Below are 22,628 nucleotides of genomic sequence, written 5' to 3' on the forward strand. Positions count from 1 at the left end.
CGGCGGCCGTAGGTCGGCGTAGCCCTTAGTGCCTGCCCCGCAGAAGTCCTGATAAACGGTTTTGGTTCCGTCCGTCCTCTCTGAGGACTGGATAGAAGCGTGCGTAGCACGCGCAGGCCGACGTGGAGCGTCGGGGCGGAGGACCGTAGGTCCGGAGGGTAGGCGCTTTTTCACCGGCCGGTAGTGAAAAGAGACCGTGATTAAGAACCGACAGTTAAATCGCGGCTTTCCCGACACTTATTTGATTGGGCATTGCATCAACTGTGGATAACTCTGCGGGTGGGTTGCGAAATTGCCTTTCAGGCGGTGCGGTGCGTACGCGAATCCGCCGGAAATAGTCTAGGGGACGCACGGCGGCCGCTGACCAGCGAAATCCGGACGAGCCGGTGCCTCGCGCGGCGCGTTAGGCTGGTCGTGCGAGAGGGCTAGCGGCGCGGAGGCGCGAGCTGCTGTCGCGCGAGCCTGAAACAGGTTTCGTGGTCCAAGGAAGGATCGGCCTGTTTGATCTGGCCGGCGCGGATCTGGATCTGCCGCTCGAACTCGGCTTCAGCATCGACGGCCATGCCGCGGGACGCCCCGGATGGCGCGGCCCGTGAGCGGTCGGCGCGTTCCGCCGCGCCGTTTTTCAAGCCTGCTAGCCAGAGCTGGCCACGGGCGCGCTCGCGCTCGTCACGTGCATCGCGCCGGCGCTGTTTGACGTCGGCGGCCGCCCGCATCTGCTGACGCAGTGCCGCCTTGCTACGCTCGTGCCGCAGCCATTTCGCGAGGCCAAACGCGCCGAATAGCGCCGGCGGCAAATACTTGATCGCAGCCAGTCCTCTGTAGTTACCATCATTGATGCGCTCACAGCGCGGCCGCACCGAGGTCAGCCCGGCCTTCTGCAGGTCGTGCATTGCACGCTCCGCGCGCCGCTGATCAAGTCCAGCCTGCTCGGCCAGGAACGGCAGCGTGAGGTTCTGCATGCTACCGTCCGTCGACGGAATACCCACGCGCAAGGTCAACAGATCGAGGTATTTGAGGCTTGCGCGCAGCAACTGCATGCACGCGACGCTGCGTTCGGTGCGTTGCTGACGCGTCGAACCGTTCGCGCGGTTCAGGCTCGGCAACCACTCGTCGGGCGCATCGAGATAGCGCCCGAGGCGGTGCATCAGTTCGGTCAGCACGCGCGGGTGTCCGCCCGCTCCGGTTCGGGGCGGGTTCGGCAACCCTGGCGGGAGTGCCGCAACGCGACGCGCGTGCGATCGGCCAGACATGCCGGAACTGGTCCGGGTTTAACGTGGCATCAGGATCACCGAGGGTAGAAACGGCTTTCGCCTGCATCGCCCTGTCAGGCAGGGCGGCGCAGATATTGCGAATGGAACGGGGATGGGCCGTCCAGCCCAGTTGGCTAGTCGTCGATTCATGCAGTCACTCATTTTTTACGATCGGACGCCCACGGGCGACGCTTGACACAGAGTGAGGAGTTGCTAGAATCGAAACGCGCTGAATTCGATGTCTCTAGCACTTCTCCCTGTGCTGGCTGTCGTCAAGAACTACCCTCGCTGCCAGGCGGGGGTTTTTCTTTTGTAGGTTCGGTTTTGTCGTGTGCTACGCAGTCCTGCTGAACAGAAATAGAAATCTTCCGACCGAAGCGGCTCATGACTTTTGGTTGCAACAAAAACGGTGAGCCGACTCAGTAACCCTCGCCTCACCATGCAGACTCCTGTGCCGCTGATGATCCGGATGCATCCGCCGCAGCTGCATTGACTTCGTCCAACGTATTGCCGGCGCGCGTCGATGGTTTTGCCGCACGGGCCAACGTCGGCGCTGGCAGCTCTGGCATCTCCTCACCCGCACGCCAGATCCACGACGGCATGTCGCTTTCCTCGATCATGCTCGACAGCGCATCCTCGTCTTCCTGCTCAACACCCGGCGGCTGCACATACAACGCAACAGGCTTCGGCGACACGTCAGCCAGCACCACGCACGCGAGCGGCTTGTTCTCCGCCAGGTTGTAGCGCAGCCCCTTCACGAAGCGGCGCTTCTGTGCTGTGAGCGCATCGAGCATCAGCTTGTCGTATGCATGCTCGAACGGGATCCAGTTGCCCGACACCACCATGACGGCCAGCGTTTCGATTGTCGCGATACCGGTAGAAGACAGGCCGAACGTCGCGATGAAGACGAGGTGCGAGTCTTCAATGCTGTCCCACAGCGCCAGCTCGTTCACAAAGCGCTTCTGCAGGCGGCGGTGCAGATCTTCACTAAGCATCAGCGGAAAATCCGGCAGGTGCTTTGCGACGATCTTGAAGCCGTAGCGCGACTCGGTGATTTCCTTTACCTCGCCGATCGCAATCATGAGCTTGCGCGTCTTTTTGCTGGTGGCCAGCTCGGCCATGTGCGCGATGCGCCGTTGCGTGATGCCCCCTGCGTGTTCCGTCGAAAACGACTCGGGCACGTACAACGATCTGCCAAGCGGCTCGCCTTTCGACACCTTGCCGGCCGCGGCCTGCAGGAGGAATTTACGCACCACGTACCAGCTGCGCTTGCCGGCCATCGCCGGATACCAGCGGTTCAGTGCTGCCTCTTCCCACAGGTAATGCAGCGTGCCGCGCAACGTCAGCTTCGCGCCATCCGTTCTCACCGTGTCGGCCGCCCCGCCCGACGGTGCAGGCGCTGTACGTCCACCCGTCTTCGAGAGGCTGAAATCGAGCCTGAGTGTCGTGATGCCATCCTCGATGTTCTCCTGAATAGCCTCACCTTTGACCTCGCCGAGGCCTGACAGCTCCGCCGGCGGCTCGTAGGACGAACAACGGCCTGGATCCGGCGAGTGCGCGCTACCGGTGTTCGGCATGCGCTTGATCGCGTAGTGCTCGCCTACCTTCGCAACGTACATCGGGACACCAACCGGCGTACACATGCACAGCGGGCGAATCTTCTCGCCGTGCGCATCGGCCAAGTACGTCTGCAGGTCATCGGCATTAGCCGCGACGATTACATCGTCAAATCGATACTCATGCATGATGCTCTCCACGTGTCAGACCCGCCCCATATTCACTTCCCGAATACCCTTGTAGTCGCGCAGCGCGATCGCAGCGCGGTTGAGCGCGTTACGCACCTGTTCCGCGTTGACCATGCCCGGCAGACACCAGCGCGGGTTGTTCGAATCGCTCGTCAGGATGACGACCGTCCCCACGTTAAACACGCGCTGCCACCACGGATGAAGCGAGATCACATCCTGAATGCGGAACAGCTCGAGGCTCGAAACCTTCCGGCTCAGAATTCCCTGTCGGCAAGTAATCCGCTCCATGTCGATCACAATTTCCGTGAGCGCCGTTTCGACGAATACAAGCGCGAGCCGCGCCAGGCAGACCAACACAGGCGCAACAACTACGACGGGAGACACGGTCCATCTCGAGGCTGCCCATGAAAAGACGACGGCCAGCCCGCCGATCGCGACGCTGGTGCCAAACAGGTCCGGCACGTTGATAACCTGCGACGGCGTGCCGTGAAAAATCTCGGTGGGCTGGGCAGATGTCGGTATGAGATTGGTCGTGCGCCCGGTCATGATCTAATGGCGCCGATAATGATTGCGGCTGTTCCGCCACCCTCCGGCGCAGGCGCTGGATTGACCGGCGCGGGGATCGCGATCGACAGCTGCGTCTCTAGCGGCGGCGCTTCGATGTATGCAGGCACGCGCACCGGATAGTCACGCGCACCGAACCTGATTTTCGCGAGCGGCCAGTCCTTGCCGTATTTCAGATAACCGTTCAGGTCGGGCAGATTCGAGAGTTGCGACGACGTGACGACGAGCTCCGGATCGCGCTTGCGCTCGCGTGTGTTGATACGCCACTGGCCCTGCACGCCGATCGGGTGGCGCTCTACTTCGTGCCAGCCGATCATCTCCGCAACGTTTTTGGTTGTCAGTGCGTTGGCCCCTCCCAACGCAAGCAGACTGCGAAAACACGAGAGCGTCGCTTTCGCAGGTAGATCTCCCAGTTGCTGATGCAACTGAACCAGATCCTGCAGGTCCCCCACGACACACAGGCCATGCTTGCGGCCCTTCGATACCGCAGCCTCGAAACTGTAGAGGCGGCCAAGGGATGCCAGTTCGTTCTTGAACACCCACAGCCGCCGGTCGAACGTCGGCGCCTCACTCAGAATCATCGCGTAGATCAGGTCGAGCCAGACGGGGATCGTCGGGCCCAGAGCCGTGCGTTGATCTTCGCGCCACGTAATCCAGATGTTCCCTGCGTTTTCGTCGCCCATCCAGCGCCGGATCGAGAAATCGCCATCAGGAATGCGACGCAGCGGCCTGATGTACTTGTTCAGTGTAAAGATGATGCTGGCCGTCGCCCTATCCGCATCCTTCGCGAAGAAGCCCACCGAATCCGTATCCTCAAGGTACTTTTGCAACACTGGGCGCTGCTCGCGCACCAGCAAATCAGTGAGCGTCACCATGTCGCGCATGTCGTCGCCGGCGAGCTTGTTCATCGTGTCCGCGAGCAGCGCGCGTGCATAGCCCGCCCACTCTTCGGCCTGATCGCCGTTCTGCGGTGGAATCGCCGAATGTGCGAGCCGTTCGAAGTCGAAGCCGTGATCGACCTCGTTGAACAGCGACCAGCCGACGCACCGGGCGTCGTACGGGTTGATCACGATATCGCCAGGCAAATAGAAGCGCGCCATAAGCGACCCATTAGGATCGACCACCACCATGCGGTCATCGCGGCGCAGTGCCGATGCGATCAATCCATTAATCGCCTGACTCTTGCCGGAGCCTGGCGCGCCCACGACTATCAGGTTCTGCGTTTCGAGATCCGTCGGCATCTCGACGCCACATACCGCGACCGGCGAGCGTGGAGCATCGCCATGCTTCACGGCCTGTTTGCGGTACTGGTTGTTATGCCGCGTGATCCGGTTGCTCAGCTGGTGCCGGTTCTCCATCTTCGTGCCACGGATAAACCTGGCATACCGGTAACCCTCGAAACCACTGAACAGGTATTCGTGGCAAGCCCATGCGGCCCCCGTTGCAAGCGCCGCACCCGGCACCGCGCCCCAGAAAAGCAAGGGATCATGCACGGCGGCCATGAAGCCGTGAATGATCCCCGCAGGAAACGGCAGCGGCGGATACCCTGCCAAAGTGAAGGACACGCAAAGGCCAAGAGCGAGCGCGAGCACCGCGCCCGTCCACTGCATCGTCACGATTTCGTGCTTTTGCATGATCAGCCGATCCCGTGCCCTTCACGTTGCTTTCCCGGCCGGACGGCCTCCTTGGCCCGCTCCGAGACTGCCTGCTTGCCATCGCGCGTAAAGCCGGCCGACTCGCGCAGGTTCCCGAAGAACTCGGCGCGACGCTCAAGCTTTTCATGCGCATTCAGCTCTGCAAATTTCCTACGTGGTCCCGCCTCTGCGCGCACGACGCTGGCACCTTCCACCTGCTGTGTCTTGGCCGAATCAGCCGACTTGCCGGCATCTGGAACGCCCCGGTCGGCGGCATCCTTCGTTTTGTTCCGACCAAGTTTCTTGAAACCCGCAACCCCGTCGACGGACTTCTTTGCCTCCGGCGTCTGGCCGCTGTTCTCAACTGGCGCAGCTGACGGCGTTCGCTTGCCGGTTCCCATTTCGATGACATTCGACTTTTGCGCCGCCGGTTTCTCCGCGGCCTTCTCTGCTACCTTCTCGACCGGCGCCGTGCTCTTCCCACTGCCGCGCGAGAAGAACGCATTGCGCGCAGCTTCGATCGCGGCCTTGTCAGGTGTCCCCGCTGCAGGCGCTCTGCCCGCGTTGGCCTCTTTTGTTTCACGCAGCATTTCGAGTGTGGCTTTGGCCTGTTCCGCACTGACCCCCGTCCTCTTCGCGACCGTATCGACCGTCGCCGCAAATTTGGCCGGATCTTTCAATGTCTCCAGAGACGTATCAATACTGACGCTCTCTTTCGCGGGCGTTACCGCACCCTTGGCCGCTGCTACCTCTACCGAGCGTTCCGCGCCCTTCTGCACGAGCTCCGCGACGGGCTGCGCTGAGGTCTTCTCCGGCCCCTCGATCGCCCGGCGCACCTGCGCCCGCAATGCCAGCTCCTGCGCATCGAGCTTGATCTCGGCAAGCTCCAGCTCGCGATTGCGGGATTCCAGCGATTTCGCCCAACCATCGAGCGTCTTGGGATAGGTGTGCGTGGCGCCCTTGTCGTCGACGCGCGCCTGCGCTTTCGCGAACATGTCGGCAACTTCCTGCCGGCTCCACTCACGCTGCACATTCAGATCCTTGTTCGCATGCAGGATCTCGGCGGTCTTCTTCGCGTCGATCAACGCCAGCTTGTTCAGACCCGACAGAAGCGACGCCCGATCGGTAATCTGCTCGGCCCGCTGTGCCTGCTCGACTTCTTTTTCGGCTAACGCCTGCTCGAGCGCACCCCGCATCGCGGCCGTGTCGATCAGTTCACCCTCTTTCAGGCCGAAGCGTGTCTTGAGCGCCTTGGCATCGATCGCGAGCTGCTTGTCTTCACGGCGCTGCTGGTCCCCGCGCTCGACCGCCTGCGCAACTGCGTGCGGCTCCCTTTTAAGCCAGTCCTGCCGGTATGCAAGATTCTTCTGACGTGCCTCAAGGCTCGCGCGACGCTGCGCAAGCGCCTGTTCCTGCTCCGCGAGCTGTTGCTGACGTTCCTTGTCGCTAAACCGCAATACGGTGTCTTCAAACATAAAAACCTCCGTCAGTTCGACGCCTGCCCGGACCAGGGGCGCCCTTGGTTAAACCGGCTTTGAAAGTGCTGCTGATACGCCTGCGCGACGACCGGCACATGCCACATCACAACGGCGTTTTCGCTGTTGTACCTGGCCGCCGACGTCGTGTAATTGAAGCTGCCCGTTTCGACCGATTCACTGTCGATCACCATGAATTTGTCGTGATGGATCGGATACACGTCGATCGTCCGGACACCGACGCCCGCGCCCGACAGCAGGTCGAGCGCGATGCGGCCTTTACCACTGCGGTCCTCGACCAGGTTGCTCTTCCGATCGGCAACCACTGCAACGTCAACGCCGCGCCGATGCGCGTCGATCAACGCCTCGACGATCGCTGGCGACGTGAAGCTGTACGCCGACAGGTGAATCGAATGACGCGCCGTGCAGATGGCTTTAAGTACGAGACGTTCGGCAGAACCTTCCGGCGAAAATCCAGTGTCGATCGCGGGACCGTCGGGGGCTACGCATGCAGCGTGGACACTGTTCGAGTACGTCAGAAGGGGAAAGCCAGTGACCGTCAGCGCCACCGTGACGACCGCAGATACGAGAGGGCAATTGAGTCTGTGCATCTTTACCCTCACCGGCCCTGACCCAATAATTCGATGTGCTTCGCGACGGCGACGTCAACACTAGAAAAATTTCCTTGTGTCTCGCCACCGTGCCAGAGAATGTGTCTAGGCTTACCCTGAATAATGCAGCTGGCAATTCGCCATCCAGTCGGATGAACCAGTTCATACGGACCAACCTTTGTCCAACCATGCGCCGCCGCGTAAGTCATCCCCGCCACCCTGTTAGTAATGAATTCGTGTCTGGAACTGGCCGGCCTCGTACACGTCGACCGCATTCGGCGATTGCGGCTGTTGCCAGACGATGTGGTCATACACGGTGACGGTGACTGGATCGCCGTCGTATTCACCACCGTCCCGCCCGTTTCGCCAGCTCACAGCCGACGTATCGCCCGATGGATCGCCGTATACCTGATACGCGCCGACCTGGCTGCCTACACAGGCCTGCGGCCCGTAATACGCGTAACCGCTTGTGAGATCCGCCACGGAAGGCTTCGGCGTTCCGACCAGTGCGAAACCGCTCGTGCCGCTGTACGGACGGGCACCGGCCTTGCGTTGTCCTTCGGCTACCCAGGCGCCAGCCGCCGCGGCCGTCGTGTCAGCAGGGCACGCATCGTAAGGCGTGTTGTTCTGGCGGACGGTCATGTCTGAGTCCTTACATTGCGGCCAACCGCGGCCGTGGCGGAGATCGTCCATCAGATGATCCATTGCCGGTCCGCAGGTAGACGGCGCCCACGGCCCGCCATTCGATGAGGGGTTGCCCAGACAGATCACAATGCGGCATCCGTAGTCGTCATCGGCACGGGCCATGCCGGCGTGACCGCCAGCAGCGAGCACCGACATCACCAGCATCAGCCTGATTCCATTTTTCATCGCCATACCCCACCCCCTTCCAAAATAGGCGCCCTGCGCCCGACCCTGATGGTTCGCCAGGCACTCCACGTGTTGCGCACGGCCAGACCCAGCAAACAGAACGGCGACGCAGCCACCGCACCCAACCACATCAAGGCAAGCACGGGCGGCAGCAGGACCCAGCCGCCGCTCTCCCGCACCAGCCGGGCCATCAGATAAAAGGACATAGGCACCATGAGCGCCGCGAATTGCGCGCCGGCCCCAGGCTGGTGATGCCGCCATTGCGACGCCGCCACGCCCGCCGTGACGGCATAGCCGTCCAGCACCAGGGCGGCAGCAAGCATGCGAAACTGGTTACTGGTCATCGACGGCTCCAGACGCCTTTACTGCCTTGCGCGTATCGCTCACCTGCCCGTTGGCCTGACCGTCTTCGTCGTCGTCCCCATAGGTCGTGAACCAGTCGTCTTTGGCCGCAGACTTTGCGGCGCGCTCCGGCCGTGCCACCGCGCGTCGCGCGGGTCCACCTGCAGGGCGAACGTCCGGAACAACATCGATTGGCTGCGCTCCCTGCACACCGGACGCCGGGACGGCAGCCGCAACTTTTTGGGCATAAGCGGCGCCTCGAGTCAGATCGCCGCTGTAATAGCAGGAGAGCGCCGCACGTACCGCGTCATCAGCCTGCGCAAATTGCGGTTTCGCGCGGGCGTAGCACGCTTTAAGAATCGCGGCACCGGTCTTTAGGTTCGTGCAGGGCTCGAAAATGCTCTCTGTGGTCTGTCCGTAACGCGCCAGATTGTGTACGTTGACCTGCACCAGTCCCATGCTGTAATTCCAGCCGCCGGCGTCGAGCGCCTTGACGGTGGCCAGCGCTTCCGGAAGGTTCTTTGGCTGTCGCGCAAGATGACCGCCGACGACGCCGATCGCGAACGGATTGCCGCTGCTCTCGACTGTCGCCACGCGCCCCAACAGCGCGTGATGAACATCAGGGGCGCACTCCTGGGCCAGCGAGACAAAGGAGGCTGCAACCGGCGGGGAAGCGACCTGCATATCCGCTTGTGACGCTTGAGCGGACAGCAGCATCACACCCAGCGCCAGAGGCGCGACGAGCGATTTAATGGGAGACATAGAGCACCTTGCTGATTCCCCGCACCCCATCGTCATAGCGATGCATCTGCACCACGACATCGATGAGACTGCGGGCATAGTCGATAATCTCGGCACGCTGCAAGGTCGAACCGAAGCGCATGACCATCTGCGCAAGCCGTTCGAACATGTGTTCGGGGCTGGTTGCGTGCAGAGTCGTCATCCAGCCGCCGTGACCGGAATTGAGCATTTCGAGCGCGACGTATGCTTCAGCGCCACGCAGCTCGCCCGGAATCACGCGATCAGGCGACAACCGCAACGACGCTTCCATCAGTTCAACTGGCGTCACATTTGCCGTGCCCTGATTGCCCCGCGAATACAGCAGGTTCACCGTATTGGCCTGCGGCGGGCGCAGCTCGCGCGCGTCTTCAATCGTCACGATCCGCTCAGCCGGCGATATCTCTTTCAAGAGCATGTTGATGAACTCCGTCTTGCCAGCAAAAGTCGGTGCACTCACAACGATGTTCTTTTTCGCCTTGACGGCGAGCCGCAGGAAGGCTGGCCAGTTGCCGTCGCGGTATAGCATCGCCAGCTTCCTGCCAGTGTCTTCCGCATCGGGCAATGGTTCATTGACTCGCCTGAAAGCACCGCTCTCCTCGTAGTACTGCATCGTCAAATCAAGCGTTGACGGTTTGCGGATCGCAATCGCGATCGTGCCGGGCGGCACCGCAGGGGGTTGGACAACCTGAATACGGAAATCGCGATTCCCCGGCCCCGTCAGTTCCGAGGGAATCGAGGCCGCGAGAAGCGGGCGCTTCGCATCCGTCTCCTGGTCGGAGTGATGCGCTACCAGTTCGGCAAAGTCCCGTAACGTGCTTTCGGTCAATACTGGCGTATCCACCCGCTCCATGAAGCGCATACCCTTCCGGCCGGCCCATACAACGCCTGGACCATTTACAGCGATCTCCGAGACATCGACGTCGTCAAAGAGCGGACGGATGGACTCGGTGCGGTTGAAGAATGCCGGCACGATCGACATGTCAGCGCCCCCGGATGCGTTCGGCGCGAGCCACCGCGCCGGCCTGCTGCACGGACGGCCGATCGAGGCACACTTGCGCATCGAAACACTGGCGGGCAACGGCCTTAAGCTTTGCCTGCGCGAGCATCAGATACCGTCCGTCATCCCGGGCGAAGTCCCTGAATATCTGTGCCCGCAACGCGTCGGCAACTGCGTCGTCCAGCTGGCGGCGCAGTTCGCCTGCGGCGACTTCGCATTGAACGTGTGAGATATCCGTTGTCATCATTCCTCCCCGTCGCCCGATTTGCAGTAGTCGGAGAAGTCCAGCTCGTGTTCGACCTGAATGCGCACGCGCGTGCCCTGGTCGTTTTTGAGTGTCGGCGGGATGTTGACGTAGCCGCCCAGCAGCTGCTGCGAAGACTGCGCCATCGACTGCTGCACCCCCGCGCGGTACATCGCCATCGAATTGTTCTGGTCTGACGACGACACGCCGTAGGTCGACGAACCCGCGCCGAGCAGCGACAGCGCCGCGCTCATGCCGAGGATCTGGCCAACGTGGTTATCAACTTCGGCGTCGATGCCCGCCGATCCGAGCTGATCGGCAACCGGTGAGTCGACATGGATCTTGACGCCATCCGGACGCAAGGCGACGGCGCTTGCAATGAAGGTTCGTTCCTGCCCCTTGCGCACAGACGAATTCGGTTTGCCTGTAATGCGCGTGCCCCACGGCAGCAGCGCAATCCTGCCCTGCTCCCCATAAGCATCCCGATCCAGCATGATCGTGATTGAACCAGGCAGGTCCGAGATAATGCGCGGCACCAGGTGGCCCTCGAGGATTGCCCCCGGCTCCATCTTGCATTGCAGGTTGTCGATCTTTTGCGCCATGGACGTGGAGTCGTCGGCGCTCGCAACGCTACGCGCAAAGGCCGAATTCGGATCATTCGGACGGTCGCCGCCAGAACGGCGGCCCAGGCCTGCCTCACCCTGCTGCGCATCAGCGGAAGCGGCACCTGCATCGTCTGAGCCATCCGCTCCCGTGTCAGAACCAAAGATGCCTGATTTCATCCGCGCCTCGTGCATTGCCTCGGCTTTTCTGCGTGCCTGCTCAGCTGCTGCGGCCGCCTGACGTTGACGCTCCGCAGCCCGTCGCGCTTCGTCCGGATCGACGCCCGAGCTTGCAGCTGGTGCCGACGCAGCTGCCGCCATCGACGCCGGAAGTTTCTGCCGGCCAGCATCCAGCGGCGCCGCCTTCGCCGTGTCTTCGTCGATCTTCGGCTTGTCGGAACTGCCCGATGGCACCGGCGCATCATGCTTCATCGCGTAGAATCCACCGGCACACAGCAGGAACAGAATCGCGCCGGCGACCGTGAAAAAGGTTTGACGCCGGCCGCGCCCCGGATCGGCCGCGAGCGACGTCTGACGCAGCGCATCAGCTGCGCGCCGGCGCTCGTTCAGGCTGTCGCCTGCATCGCCCGGCTCGCCCCCTGGCTGCCCGCCGTCATGAGGCAGATCATTCGGGTTATCAGGCGTATTCAATTTCCGCCTCCCCAGGGTGAGCGCTGCGCCTGTGTCGCCGCACCCTGTTGCGACCGGCTCACACACAAGGTGCGATCGCCATCGCGCAGCGTAAAGCGGTCAGCCATCTGCTCGATCACCAGGTATGGCCCTTCCCTGCGCATGGGCGCAAGCGCCTCGGTGCCGTCCCGGTCAACGACATAAATGCTCGGCTTGGGCTTGCCGATCGTGGTCAGAAAGTAAGTGAACTGCCCGTCGTCAAAAACGCGCTGCAGACCGAACGAATTTTCGTCACCCGACACCTGATAATTCTTGTTGACCATGCGCGGCTGCGAATACGATGCGTCAGAGACGCCGCCCGAATCGTCGCCCCATCCATCGTTTCCGTCAGCCGGATACAGGAAGCGCACCGCATAGGTCGCGCGTTCCGGATTCTTCGAACTGGACAGGCGGAAGTAATAGACGTGGTTGCTGGTCGTGACCGTCAGATTGGTTCTCGCATCAGGCTCGACCGGCTTGAGCACAAGATGATTGCGAAACTTCAGGACCTGCCAGCCGATCGAATCACCGATCGCCCTGTTGAGGATTTTTTCCCCTGGCGCGAATTCGATCGTCGTCGCGTAACCATAGACGCCCGTGATTTCGTAGACCTGATTCGGATCGAACTGAAGCTGGCATACCCGGTTGTCCGTGATCACGCAGCGTGGATTTTTGGCGGCTTGTGCATTCACGCCCATAAAGGCGCACGCAATACCCACTGACCATGCCAGCATGCCGTGGCGAATCGTTTTCATGTCGTTCCCTCTTCTGGTTAGTACGCCGAGGGCGTCACGAAATGCACGATGTGCGCGGCCTGCAGTGCATCGTCAATCGACGCTATCTGCAGGTGGTAAGTGCCGCGCGTCGTCGTGACATTCAGCCCCATCTTTTCGCCCGGCTTGTCGGCCGTCACCTGCAGCGTGTCGCCCGTTCGTTGAACATGAAAGACCGGTGCCGTGCTCTGCGCGATGGCCTTGATGTGTTCGTCGCGCGGAAAGTCAATCGCGAGCAAGGTCCTGTCGGCAACCGTCAGGTCGTAGATCTGGTCCGGCATGTACGGCAGGCGCTGCACATTGCCTTCCGTGCCCCGCAGGACTGGATCAGCAGCTGTTACTGCGTGAGCCACGGCCGACAACGCAACTGCTATCGCTACTGCCGTCAAGGCGCTCCCGGCTGTTCGCATCTCAACCTCCAGATGGAGCCGGCGCACCCGGCTCTGTGTTCGGCTCGAAGCCAGTTACCATGAAACCCGTACCGTTGATGTAGCGGTTCTGTGGCGTTAGCGCCTGCTTCACGAAGTCATAGCGGAACAGCACATGCCAGTACACCGTCTTGGTGTCACCGTTCCCGTCGTTGTAGGTCGTGAAAGTTGCTTCCGCCTTGTGGTCGTCACGATCGAGAATGCGGATGCGCTGATCCTTCACGCGGCGAACCGTCGTCTCCGCGATCGCGTAGTACGGGTTGTCCTTGTTCTTCGCGTCCATCTCGTGATTGAAGCGGTCCGCCACGTCCGATGCTGAATGCAGCCTGACGTAATCAATATGGTCCTGGCGAAACGCGCGATCGAGCGTGTAGCGTTCCGTCACGTAACGGGCAAGTTCGCTCTCGATCACGGCATCTTTCGAGCTGAGCACCGCAGGTGTGCCGATCTCGCTTTTTGCGACGTGATTGTTTCTGTCAAGGGTCAGCACCACAGGTGGCACATACTCCTGATTGGCCTTGTCATAGGCCATTGAAGCCAGTGCGAGACCCGCGATCGGCCACGCTGCCAACGCGAGCAGATATGCGCGATTCCGGGATAAGCGAATCGCCTCAAAGGATTCGGCTAGCGGTGCGTCCGGCGCTGCCGCCCGACGCACCTTGGAAGATTTCTGGAAAATCGCGTTCACCATTGACCTCCATCAGATGTGCCGCTCGACGGCGCTGTGCCGCCTGGGCCGCCCGGCTGACCGGCACCCGATGGGCTCGACATGCTTGAAGGGTTCGTAGCGCCGCCCGAGGAAAGAGCCCGCTCGATCCGGGCAAGCTGATTGCCGTGAGCAGTTTGGGTGTTGCTGATACTGTTCAGCGCAGTCGCCGCGCCAGGATTTGCGCCGGCGCCGCCTCGCCCACCGCCGGAAAACTTCGACATGATCTGGGACATCATGAAGCCGCCGATCATGTCCGCCATGCCGCTGCCGGCGGCGCCGCTCGATGTCAGGGCGGACGCCAGGGGGCGAATGGTAAAGGCCATGAAAAGCGCTATCGCGCCCGCGATAATGATTGCGGCGAAGGCATCCTGGGCCGTCATCGCATTGGGATCCATCTTCGAGACAAACTGGTCGGTGATATCGAAGCTGAACTTCACGATGACGCCGAGCAGGATTCCGACCAGAGCGAACTTCGCCATTGCCGCGAACCAGCTCATGCCGAATCCGCGCGTGCTGTTCCACATCAACGTCGGCACGAACAATGGGAACAGCAGCATCGTGACCGCAAAGCCCATGTCGGACCCAACCTTCAGGACCAGTGCGATCAGGACCATTGCTGAATTGACGATCTGCAAAGCCAATCCGAGAAGAACGATGCCAATATTGAGCATCGACTGCTTCATCATCTGGCCCGATGCGTCTGAAAACTTGTTGTAGTCGTTCTCCAGATATTGCGTCATCGACTGCCCACCCATCAGCGAACTTACGGTGTCGTCACGCAGCTCCTGGAATGAGTGAAAGATTTGTCCGGCCAGCCCGCCCCAGTTCAATGCTGCAAACACGAACATGATCGTGAGCAGCATCCTCACCAAAGGCCATACGTCCGCTGGATCGCGCCCGGAATGAACCCGCATCACCTTCACCGCCACCCAGATCATCGCGAGGTACAACGCGGGTTGCGTGACCGCGTGCCCAAGCACCGGGTAGTTGGTCGACAGAAACGCTTCCGTCCGCGAGGGGATGCTGTCGAACAGCGTCTGGATGAATTGATCTACCGGATCGGCCATGTCACTTACTCGCGCCGAAGAACCTATCGTTAAGCGCTGCGGCCGCCGCCGTGCAATCCCTTGCTTCCGGCGTGTCGGCGCCGACCCCGATACCGTGGTTCTTGCATTCAGCCAGTCGTTGCTTCATCTCGCCCTGATGCGCGAGGTAATAACCTTCGGTCTTCGGCTCGAACGCCGGCACAATCTGGGCGGGGGGTTCGATAGTGCTGCCACCCGTGCCACTGGTATGCACGACGTAAACGATCAAGCCGCCGCATCCAACGACTGCGACCGCAAGAAGGAACCAAGTGAGTTTGCTTGTCCAAGTCATATGCCTGTCTCCAGTTTCAGTCACCCGTGCGCCGGCAGGCCCACGGTGCTCCTGTTACGCCTGCTGCCCGATCAGATGAAAATCGCATGCGCACGGCGATTTCGATATCGCGCCGGAATGCGCACAACCGGCGAGACACGTGGCCCCGGCGATCAGTAGGTAAAAAGCGATGCGTCGCATGTTGTCCCTCACTTCGATAGGTTCTGAAAAAACTTCGTGCGAGCCGCCGTCGCCTGATTACTTTCATTCACCTGGTTCGCGGTCAGATTCGCATTGATGGCCTGCAATTTCGTTTGCGCGGACTGGGCCATCCCCAGCTCGGCCGACATGCGGTTCTGCAGATCCGCGGCGTCCTTAACGTTCTGGGTCGTGTCGACCTGCTGCGAAAGGCTTTGGAAGTTCTGCAGGTGGGTTTGGGCCTCGTCGTACAGCGACTCTCCGCCGGCCAGTGCCGAGCGAACCGAGTCGGTACTCATCTTGTAGTTCGCGCCCGCACCCTTGTCCGCGAAGTCATCGGGTGACATCGTGTTCATCACCTTTTCGTACGTCGCCTGTCGGCTGCCGTAGATACCGCTCTTCTGCTGCGATACAACGTCCTGCCAGCTGCCCGGCACAATGGACGACGCGTCAATTGCATCGGTCAGCCCCTGCCCACCCCGCCCGTACGACCCGGTTACCGCGCCGTATTGCTGCTTGAGCGTGTCGTATTCCTGCTTGAGCTGAGCGAGTTGCGCGGCCAGCGCTGTCCAGGTCCCGGCATCGCCAACCGGGACGCCCGTTGCGAAAGCTGTCGTCGACATGACCATCATTGCGATGGCCGCTACGGATATACCTTTCATTTCTGCACCTCCGCTTCCTGTTGCACGGTTGACATCCGGACGAAGACGCGCAAAGCATCGCGCTGCACGTCGTCGAGTTCGTTATCCGCCACCACGCGATGGTCAGCGATCGTCTCGCCATAAAGTCGCGCCAGCGCGCATCCCACGACGCTGCCGGCAAACCCGGCATCCGATGACGCGCGCACACGCCACCAGCGGATCGCCCCTTCTATCTCACCGAGCGTGAACTGCATGCCGCCGCTCTTGGTTGGCCATCCAGTACACCCTGAAGCCTCGCGCCCACGACCACGCATACACAAAACAAAGCGCGAGCACGCCGTACTGCTGCGATTCCCACGCCATCCAGAACCAGAAAGGTTGCCCTGCAAGCCCACAGATGCAGGCCCACCTCCGCCAGTGTTCGCGTCGGTCCTGCGACAGGAAAACGCTCGCAGCACCAAGTACACCGATTGCAATCTGTCCGATCACAGGTTCACCCCACGTCTCAAGTCAAACGTTGTGCGTCCGTTCAGATAGCGCACGCGCCATGAACACCGGGACCCACCGGCTCGGGTCCGTTGTGTCCAACTCGGCGCGAACACGATTCATCAACTCAACCGACTTGTCATTCGACGACAGCACGGCCACGAGCTCAGGCATGTCCGACATATCAAACGAGGCGCGCACACTGACTCCACTGCCCTTCTTGATGAGCACCTTGTAGTCCTCTGGCACCGCACGTTCGATAAACTCGAACTCGCTCTGAGAAAAGTCCAGGTTATCGACGTAGTCCCGTCGATCGGCCTTGTCGTTGGCGAGATAGAAGCTCGTCACCGCCTGATTCTTGACGGCCACCACAGGTCGATAGAGCGCGCTAGGCTCCGGCGTGATGAAGAGCGTCGCGCAGTTACGGCGGCGGAATGTCTCTCGATATGTTTCGATCTTCTGTTGCCAGAACGGATTGCGGATCAGCATCTGGGCTTCATCCCACACGATGATTGCGGGTGATCCGTCGAGCGATTGTTCGATACGATGCGTCAGATAGTTGAGCAGGACAGGAAGCTCCGGCTTCGCTTCCTTGTCCTTCATCAGCTCCCGCATCTCATAGCGGTAGTGACGGTGTGTTGCCACATCGAGCGTGTCATGTTCGTTATCGAAAACCGCTGCATTCGCGCCATCGCCGTGCCACACGGCAATCGCCCGATACAGATCCGAATTCTTCCCTCCGAAGCGCCACGCGAGATTGCGCAGGCGACGGTCCTCGAACCGGGTCTTGCTGTTATCGAAGTTGTCATTGACCGCTATTGCTATGCGTTCGATGTCGTCGACGGTGAGCACATAGCCGTAACACGTCGCCATCATCTGCAGCAGCTCGCGTAACATCGCGCGATTCTGTTCTGTGTCTGGCATCTTGCAGGGATTGCCAAGGGACCGTGACAGGCTGAGTACGATGTCGGCTCCGCCCATAGCCTGCATGAACACGGTGCTCCCGTTCTCCCGGTCGAACCAGTGCACCCGGGGCTCGAACTTATCGGCCTGGCTGGTGATCATCGCAACAAGCAACGTCTTGCCCACCCCCGTTTTCGCCCCGAAATTGCCGTGTGCGGGCACCATCCCCGCACGCTCCTCATGCAGGTTGAGGTAGTAGCCGGTCTGACCTTCTGTCGGCAAAACGATGAGGCATTCCCCCCAAAGGTTCCCGTCGAAGCGTCCCTGTGGAAAGCTGTGCAGCGATGCAAAGGCGGCAAACTGGATCGTCTCGACCTTGCCGACCCGGCCGTTGTGCCGCTTCGTGGCGCCCGGTATCTGAGACCAGACGGCGCGCTCCATTCCGGTCGTCTCTACAACAGGTTTCACGCCCCAGCTCTTGAAACACTCGCCCGTCTTTCCCACGGCATCGTCCAGCGCCTCAAGCGCCTTCAAAGCAGCTTCCTGCGAGCGCCCTTCTACCGGCACGTGAACGAGGACACTCATGTGATGCGTGCCGAGCACGGCCTTGTTGGCCGCTTGCCGCATGCGTAGAGCGGTGATTTCCGCCGACATGCCGGCTGTCGTCCGGTCGTGCGACAGCCGGGCTTCGCTGGTCGACGTCGCCATGCTTGCGTCAAGCTTGTCGATCGGGAAAAACTTCTGCGTAACGATCAGTTCGGCGTGCAGCCGCTGGAACCGGTCTGCCATCCCCGCGACAGCGCCATCGGGCCAGCGCGACATGGCGAGCACCTGTCCGATGCGGCGATGGTTGAGCCCGTTGACCTCAAAAACATCTTTCCCCAGGATCGGGTTGCGGCCGAAATGCAGATACGAGCTCGCGATCGCCTGGGCCAGGTTGTATGAGTCAGCCAGCACCGGGCCGTCTTCCTGGGTGAGCAGATAGCGCAGGAAACGCGCCATCTCACAACATGGTCCGATTTCCGTTTCAACGCGACCAAGCCGGCGAGGCGCGTAGTGCGTCAACGATTTCATCAGCGAGTTGACCTTCTCTTCAAGGTCACGCACCTGCCTCGACTCCGTTTCAAGCTTGTCGTTGGCGCCGGAGGGATTGAACGCATTGAATACGCGATCGAGCCGGCCCACTACCCCGCTGTAGTGCCGGTAGCGCACGATGGCAATATAGATTTCGTGCTGATACAGCGACCGCGTCCGGAAACGCGCCTTCAGCTTTTCATTGAGGAGATTCGGAAACCAGTTCGAATACTTGCCGGCGGGCCACCGGTTGGCCTTGCGCCGGATCTCGTACACGTAGATGCCCACGTTGCTGTCAGCGATCGACTCCAGCGCGGTGTTCCGCTGATGCTTGTACGCATCGACGCCGGTGTCATCCAGCATTTCAGCGTAGAGCCCCTGGAGACGCACAATCTGCACCAGTCCGCTGTCGAGCGTGCGCAACGTATGACCGTTGTAGTACGCGTTCAGGCCGAACGGAAGTTCGCGCGATGCGTGCAGATCGGCCGCATCATCTTTGTCTGCCTCGCTCCGCTGAACGAATGGCGACGCGCCGAAATGATGATCAAGAAAGTCACCGAGGGGCATAGGTCTTCGCTCCGCCCCAGTATTTGAGGCTGCGTGGCTTCGCCGTCGCGCCAAAACTCTGATACGCGACCGAGAACGCGAACATGTCTTTCGCGGTGATCAGATAGGCGCCGATGACCAGGAAGGGCACGGCGAGCATCACCGGCCACCATTTGAGGAACATGAAGACAACCGCGGGCAATACGAACGAACCGAGGAACAGCTCAGCCAGGCAGCCCCATATCATCCAGGGTTGCACCATACCTTTCGGGATTTCGTGTACTTCACGCATGACCTCACCTCAGATCTGCGAGGAAGCGACCGACGCCGCATAGCGGACGATGGAAGGGACCGCAAAGAACACAAATGAGCAGATAACTGCGATCACGGCACCCTTCATCGGAATCCAACCCTTCGGCACCCCGAGCACACAGATGCCGAGAATCGCCATGAAGACATAGGGACCCGCGCCGACGAACAGCCAGCTAACGAAATCGCGAACCAGGCCAGTGCCTGTGCTGTAATCCATCGCATAGGCGTATTCGGGGAACACCGCAGCAACGAACAACAGGGCCAGCGTGGCCACCGACTTTGTTTGCGAGCGCATCCGCGAGGGTGACTTGCTAAACAAGAAGTGCTGAATTGCAGGGGCGAGCGTGACCGCGCCTATAATGGCGGTAGCCATAGTTAGTCCTCACAGGGTTGCGAAATGGTTAGGTTGGTGTCAGTGTTGGTAGCACCGACATCAACCGCTCTTATCGCTCTCCGGGTGCCATCAACAACCTGGCCGGATCGCGATGCGAGCCAAATTAATCTCCTTCTGACACCTCCTCCTGTCGCGACGTTGGCGACGCCGGCGCATCCGATGCGCATCCCTTGCAGACCGCCTCATCTTCCAGTTCGGCCCGACGAGTACGAAGCTCAACAACCAGCTGCGCATTTTTCGACCGCGCCTCCTGCTTTGCCCGCTCGATGAGCCACTCATTTAGCTCTCGGGGGAGTCGACACTGCGAGCGAACGATGTCACCCATTCCCTCTCCTCTAGTGCTTTTTGTCACTACTATATAGTGACACCGTGTCACTATATTCCAGCGCCACCATAGTGTCAAATGTCACTATGAAAGACAGCTACCGCTCACAATTCCGGCTACCGTGGTCCCTCTACTACCAGTTGAAGGAATCCGCCACGAAGAATCGGCGCCCACTCAACGCTGAGCTGGTCGCTCGTTTGGAGTCGACCTATCCCGGGCTCAGCGTCCTCCGCGACGATACCGATGTCGACGAAATGCGTGAAACCGTCACGACCATGTCTCTCGCCGAACTCATGACCCCAGACGAGATAACGATGTTCGCCGAACGCATGCTCGCTATTGCCGCACGCAAGCGCACTACCAAGACAACACCGTAGTGACACTTTCCGGCAGATGGTGTGACGAATTCAAGAGGCCCACTTAGCCTTGCTACCGGCAGCGTTTTATGCTAGTCATTTGCGTTTGGCAGCCTCTGGTTCATGACCGAGAACCAGAGCGGTGGAATTAACGCCAGGCCGAACATGTGCAGATAGCCGCCAGGAAGCGCTCTCCCGGCGTGAACCAGGCGATCATAGGTACGCGTCTGCTCTAGATGGTGGTGAGTGTGAAGACCGTTATTTACGAATAACCGGTTGGACAGCCAGAAATTAACATCCCACGCGACCTGATTTTCCAATTGATCAGGACTGCCGCACAGGCCATAGTGCTGCAGATAGCCAACCGTTTCTACGACGAAAACGGAGACTACGCCTTGCCCGACGTAGAAGGCGGCCCCATGCCAGCCACCAAACCACGCGAAAAGAGCCACTACCGCTACGCTGACCAAGACGATCTGCAGGAGCCGGCTTTCCCTCCAACTGCGGGCCGGGCCCAGCTCGTAAGCGATAGCGGATCTCAGCGCTGAGAAAAAGGAGCGGCCGACGTGACACCAAACCGACAGGCCAACATGGGCCGTTGAGCCGTATCGCGGATCTCCGACGTGACCATGGTGGAGTTGATGTACGACTCGGTAGTGAGGGTATCCGGCGACAGCTAGCGCTACGTCGGAGATCAACTTGGACCGGCGCCCGCCCCGGTGCATTACCTCATGAATGTGCGCCATCGCAAAAGCACTCACCACTCCGGAGGCAATCACCAGTCCGGCAAACTCCAGCGGTCTCGCGCTCATCGCTCTTTCGACGGCAGCAAGCACCGCGACGCCCCACACGCAAATGTAAGTGACCGGAACCACAGCCCCGATCGGCGCCTGGCTCGCCCTCTGGTTTCTGCCCCCCACGTCCTGCCCGATAAGCGCGTCAGCGGCCGGAACCACCGCAACCAGGAGCAGCAAAAACAGCCAGGGATGCCGGTAAAAGAACAATGCCGCCGCAGTCGCTGGTAATAGCGTCGATAGCCAGAACCCGCCCTTACTGGTGCGTAAAGATGTCATTTTCTTCTGCAAACCGCACCGCCGCGGTAATGTGCGAAACGCCAATCTTTTCGTTGATCCGTTGGAACTGCCTATAGACAGTTGTGGAAGACACCTTCAGCTCGTCGGCGATCGCACCCGCGTTGAAGCCAGATCTGACGAATCCAATCAACTGCACGTCCTGGTGCGAAAGGCCGCATTTCCTGATCGCATCTTCTCGCACTGCTCGCGATGACCAATCGAGAAGCTCCAGTGCCAGGGCCCGGAAAAATGCTCTCCCCTCCCTGAGTTTCGGCTCACCTTCCTCGGGCTTCGTGCTCGAGCCGAGGTAGAGAGCTCCAATCCGCCCTTTCTCGCTAGCGTGCGCAGGAATGAGGAATGTGCTGAAAAACCCGTGTTCCGCGGCCACCTCAAGCATCCGCTTTTGCCCAACGGTCCGGACTGGCAACTCCGAACCCAACACTGGCGCCGTGTTCGATCGTGCGTAATCGAGACAAGGGTCCGTCAGATACCATCTGTTCGCGTTGTACAGTTGACACCATTCAGGGCGACAACCGATCAAGAATCGATGGGTGGAACGGCTGGCTGAATGATCGGTAGGATGCAACGAAACGAACACAAACCATTCGGCCCCCTTCGAACGAATCGCGTCCCTAACAAGCGGTATCAACTCCAATTCATCCGCTGCGTTTATAACGGCATCAAAGCTCAGTTCCATTACGATCGATCCGTCTAGATTACTTCACCAACCCCATCCGCCCAGACAATGTTTCGCACTTCCATATAAATTGCCCGCATCACCGAATGATGCGGGTCCGAAAGCACGAACTTTTCAAACTCGCCTTTTGATGAAACCGGCAAAATCTGAACCAGCATCAGTTCGTCACCCTGAATCAGATACCTTTCCGCAATGAAACCGCTTGGCACCTGATAGAGGCGAATGCCCACCTTCTCGGCATCGGCGCTAACAGCTCGCTCATAGACAAGGTTCTTCATAATCCTCGCCTTCGATCTCGGGGCGATGTCCACACGCACGACACGTCCTATTCTTGACTTCATGATCGGACAGAGCCGAAATCACATTGTCTGCCACACATCTTTCGCACTCGAAGATCGAGACGAAAAATTCCGCGCGGCAGACTTCGCACCTCATCCGATGGACTTCGTTTTCCTGCAAAACTTCCCATCCATCATCACCGTGATCGGCCCCACAAGAAGGGCACACAATGCTAATACAGTCGCTCATAGTTCCCAATCCAAGAAATCACCTTCGCTCCGGCGAATCGCCG

Annotated in this window: 26 protein-coding genes; 2 read left to right on the forward strand and 24 right to left on the reverse strand. The window is 60.3% G+C overall.

Translation table 11 applies throughout. The annotated features are described in order from the left end of the window. Positions 1 to 425: 425 nt before the first annotated feature. The 10 genes from AC57B6_RS28965 to virB11 all read right to left on the reverse strand — a co-directional run bounded on the left by AC57B6_RS28965 (position 426) and on the right by virB11 (position 10,253). Positions 426 to 1,163: a hypothetical protein gene (locus AC57B6_RS28965; RefSeq protein ID WP_496422643.1), complete on the reverse strand. Its 738-nt coding sequence runs from the start codon at positions 1,161 to 1,163 to the stop codon at positions 426 to 428. 524 nt (positions 1,164 to 1,687) lie between these two features. Then, positions 1,688 to 2,998, reverse strand: a complete 1,311-nt coding sequence (locus AC57B6_RS28970; protein WP_496422644.1) for a DUF1173 domain-containing protein — start codon at positions 2,996 to 2,998, stop codon at positions 1,688 to 1,690. A gap of 15 nt (positions 2,999 to 3,013) precedes the next feature. Continuing rightward, positions 3,014 to 3,544: a PH domain-containing protein gene (locus AC57B6_RS28975; RefSeq protein ID WP_496422645.1), complete on the reverse strand. Its 531-nt coding sequence runs from the start codon at positions 3,542 to 3,544 to the stop codon at positions 3,014 to 3,016. Further along, positions 3,541 to 5,196 carry a type IV secretion system DNA-binding domain-containing protein gene (locus AC57B6_RS28980; RefSeq protein ID WP_496422646.1) on the reverse strand — a complete coding sequence of 552 codons (1,656 nt, stop codon included), beginning with the start codon at positions 5,194 to 5,196 and terminating at the stop codon, positions 3,541 to 3,543. Before AC57B6_RS28980 ends, AC57B6_RS28975 begins: the two co-directional genes overlap by 4 nt. A 2-nt stretch (positions 5,197 to 5,198) precedes the next feature. After that, positions 5,199 to 6,671, reverse strand: a complete 1,473-nt coding sequence (locus AC57B6_RS28985; RefSeq protein WP_496422647.1) for a hypothetical protein — start codon at positions 6,669 to 6,671, stop codon at positions 5,199 to 5,201. 11 nt (positions 6,672 to 6,682) lie between these two features. Next, positions 6,683 to 7,282 (reverse strand): phospholipase D family nuclease, encoded by a 600-nt coding sequence (locus tag AC57B6_RS28990; protein ID WP_496422648.1) that lies wholly within the window; start codon positions 7,280 to 7,282, stop codon positions 6,683 to 6,685. A gap of 222 nt (positions 7,283 to 7,504) precedes the next feature. Then, complete coding sequence (locus AC57B6_RS28995; protein ID WP_496422649.1) at positions 7,505 to 8,158, reverse strand: hypothetical protein; 654 nt, start codon at positions 8,156 to 8,158, stop codon at positions 7,505 to 7,507. Further along, the gene (locus tag AC57B6_RS29000; RefSeq protein ID WP_496422650.1) at positions 8,149 to 8,496 is read right to left on the reverse strand and encodes a hypothetical protein; all 348 of its coding nucleotides are present in this window, start codon (positions 8,494 to 8,496) and stop codon (positions 8,149 to 8,151) included. The genes AC57B6_RS28995 and AC57B6_RS29000 overlap by 10 nt, the downstream gene beginning before the upstream one ends. Continuing rightward, the gene (locus tag AC57B6_RS29005; protein WP_496422677.1) at positions 8,486 to 9,211 is read right to left on the reverse strand and encodes a lytic transglycosylase domain-containing protein; all 726 of its coding nucleotides are present in this window, start codon (positions 9,209 to 9,211) and stop codon (positions 8,486 to 8,488) included. Before AC57B6_RS29005 ends, AC57B6_RS29000 begins: the two co-directional genes overlap by 11 nt. A 31-nt stretch (positions 9,212 to 9,242) precedes the next feature. Continuing rightward, a complete protein-coding gene (virB11, locus tag AC57B6_RS29010) occupies positions 9,243 to 10,253 on the reverse strand; it encodes a P-type DNA transfer ATPase VirB11 (protein ID WP_266261681.1) in 1,011 nt (336 codons plus the stop codon). Between virB11 and AC57B6_RS29015 the strand changes: the two genes are divergently transcribed. Continuing rightward, positions 10,252 to 10,500: a hypothetical protein gene (locus AC57B6_RS29015; protein ID WP_496422651.1), complete on the forward strand. Its 249-nt coding sequence runs from the start codon at positions 10,252 to 10,254 to the stop codon at positions 10,498 to 10,500. The two genes, virB11 and AC57B6_RS29015, sit on opposite strands and share 2 nt — an antisense overlap. A gap of 14 nt (positions 10,501 to 10,514) precedes the next feature. Here the strand turns inward: AC57B6_RS29015 and AC57B6_RS29020 are convergent, their stop codons facing one another. The 11 genes from AC57B6_RS29020 to AC57B6_RS29070 all read right to left on the reverse strand — a co-directional run bounded on the left by AC57B6_RS29020 (position 10,515) and on the right by AC57B6_RS29070 (position 19,585). Continuing rightward, a complete protein-coding gene (locus AC57B6_RS29020) occupies positions 10,515 to 11,768 on the reverse strand; it encodes a TraB/TrbI/VirB10 family type IV secretion system protein (RefSeq protein WP_496422652.1) in 1,254 nt (417 codons plus the stop codon). Continuing rightward, complete coding sequence (locus tag AC57B6_RS29025) at positions 11,765 to 12,541, reverse strand: TrbG/VirB9 family P-type conjugative transfer protein (protein ID WP_496422653.1); 777 nt, start codon at positions 12,539 to 12,541, stop codon at positions 11,765 to 11,767. Before AC57B6_RS29025 ends, AC57B6_RS29020 begins: the two co-directional genes overlap by 4 nt. A 17-nt stretch (positions 12,542 to 12,558) precedes the next feature. Beyond that, positions 12,559 to 12,969 (reverse strand): TrbG/VirB9 family P-type conjugative transfer protein, encoded by a 411-nt coding sequence (locus AC57B6_RS29030; RefSeq protein WP_496422654.1) that lies wholly within the window; start codon positions 12,967 to 12,969, stop codon positions 12,559 to 12,561. Between the two features lies 1 nt (position 12,970). Continuing rightward, complete coding sequence (locus AC57B6_RS29035; protein WP_496422655.1) at positions 12,971 to 13,678, reverse strand: VirB8 family type IV secretion system protein; 708 nt, start codon at positions 13,676 to 13,678, stop codon at positions 12,971 to 12,973. Further along, positions 13,672 to 14,646, reverse strand: a complete 975-nt coding sequence (locus tag AC57B6_RS29040) for a TrbL/VirB6 family protein (protein ID WP_496422656.1) — start codon at positions 14,644 to 14,646, stop codon at positions 13,672 to 13,674. Before AC57B6_RS29040 ends, AC57B6_RS29035 begins: the two co-directional genes overlap by 7 nt. Positions 14,647 to 14,764: 118 nt before the next feature. After that, on the reverse strand, positions 14,765 to 15,073 hold the full coding sequence (locus AC57B6_RS29045; protein ID WP_007182890.1) for an EexN family lipoprotein: 309 nt from the start codon (positions 15,071 to 15,073) through the stop codon (positions 14,765 to 14,767). A gap of 188 nt (positions 15,074 to 15,261) precedes the next feature. Then, positions 15,262 to 15,912, reverse strand: a complete 651-nt coding sequence (locus tag AC57B6_RS29050; protein ID WP_496422657.1) for a TrbJ/VirB5 family protein — start codon at positions 15,910 to 15,912, stop codon at positions 15,262 to 15,264. Beyond that, a complete protein-coding gene (locus AC57B6_RS29055) occupies positions 15,909 to 16,145 on the reverse strand; it encodes a DUF3717 domain-containing protein (protein WP_496422658.1) in 237 nt (78 codons plus the stop codon). The genes AC57B6_RS29050 and AC57B6_RS29055 overlap by 4 nt, the downstream gene beginning before the upstream one ends. A gap of 256 nt (positions 16,146 to 16,401) precedes the next feature. Further along, a complete protein-coding gene (locus AC57B6_RS29060; protein WP_496422659.1) occupies positions 16,402 to 18,921 on the reverse strand; it encodes a VirB4 family type IV secretion/conjugal transfer ATPase in 2,520 nt (839 codons plus the stop codon). Beyond that, positions 18,908 to 19,192 (reverse strand): VirB3 family type IV secretion system protein, encoded by a 285-nt coding sequence (locus tag AC57B6_RS29065; RefSeq protein ID WP_091810183.1) that lies wholly within the window; start codon positions 19,190 to 19,192, stop codon positions 18,908 to 18,910. Before AC57B6_RS29065 ends, AC57B6_RS29060 begins: the two co-directional genes overlap by 14 nt. Before the next feature lie 9 nt (positions 19,193 to 19,201). Beyond that, positions 19,202 to 19,585 carry a mating pair formation protein gene (locus tag AC57B6_RS29070; protein WP_496422660.1) on the reverse strand — a complete coding sequence of 128 codons (384 nt, stop codon included), beginning with the start codon at positions 19,583 to 19,585 and terminating at the stop codon, positions 19,202 to 19,204. A gap of 432 nt (positions 19,586 to 20,017) precedes the next feature. Here AC57B6_RS29070 and AC57B6_RS29075 point away from each other — a divergent pair, with 432 nt between their 5' ends. Further along, a complete protein-coding gene (locus tag AC57B6_RS29075) occupies positions 20,018 to 20,308 on the forward strand; it encodes an Arc family DNA-binding protein (RefSeq protein WP_007182883.1) in 291 nt (96 codons plus the stop codon). Between the two features lie 71 nt (positions 20,309 to 20,379). Here the strand turns inward: AC57B6_RS29075 and AC57B6_RS29080 are convergent, their stop codons facing one another. The 3 genes from AC57B6_RS29080 to AC57B6_RS29090 are packed head-to-tail and all read right to left on the reverse strand — an operon-like array spanning position 20,380 to position 22,335. Then, positions 20,380 to 21,360: a fatty acid desaturase gene (locus tag AC57B6_RS29080; RefSeq protein WP_496422661.1), complete on the reverse strand. Its 981-nt coding sequence runs from the start codon at positions 21,358 to 21,360 to the stop codon at positions 20,380 to 20,382. Beyond that, on the reverse strand, positions 21,338 to 22,057 hold the full coding sequence (locus AC57B6_RS29085) for a helix-turn-helix transcriptional regulator (RefSeq protein WP_458038200.1): 720 nt from the start codon (positions 22,055 to 22,057) through the stop codon (positions 21,338 to 21,340). The genes AC57B6_RS29080 and AC57B6_RS29085 overlap by 23 nt, the downstream gene beginning before the upstream one ends. Positions 22,058 to 22,071: 14 nt before the next feature. Beyond that, a complete protein-coding gene (locus AC57B6_RS29090) occupies positions 22,072 to 22,335 on the reverse strand; it encodes a hypothetical protein (protein ID WP_496422662.1) in 264 nt (87 codons plus the stop codon). Between the last annotated feature and the right edge of the window lie 293 nt (positions 22,336 to 22,628).

Source organism: Paraburkholderia sp. BGA-UO-ETr-F12 (assembly GCF_059567945.1).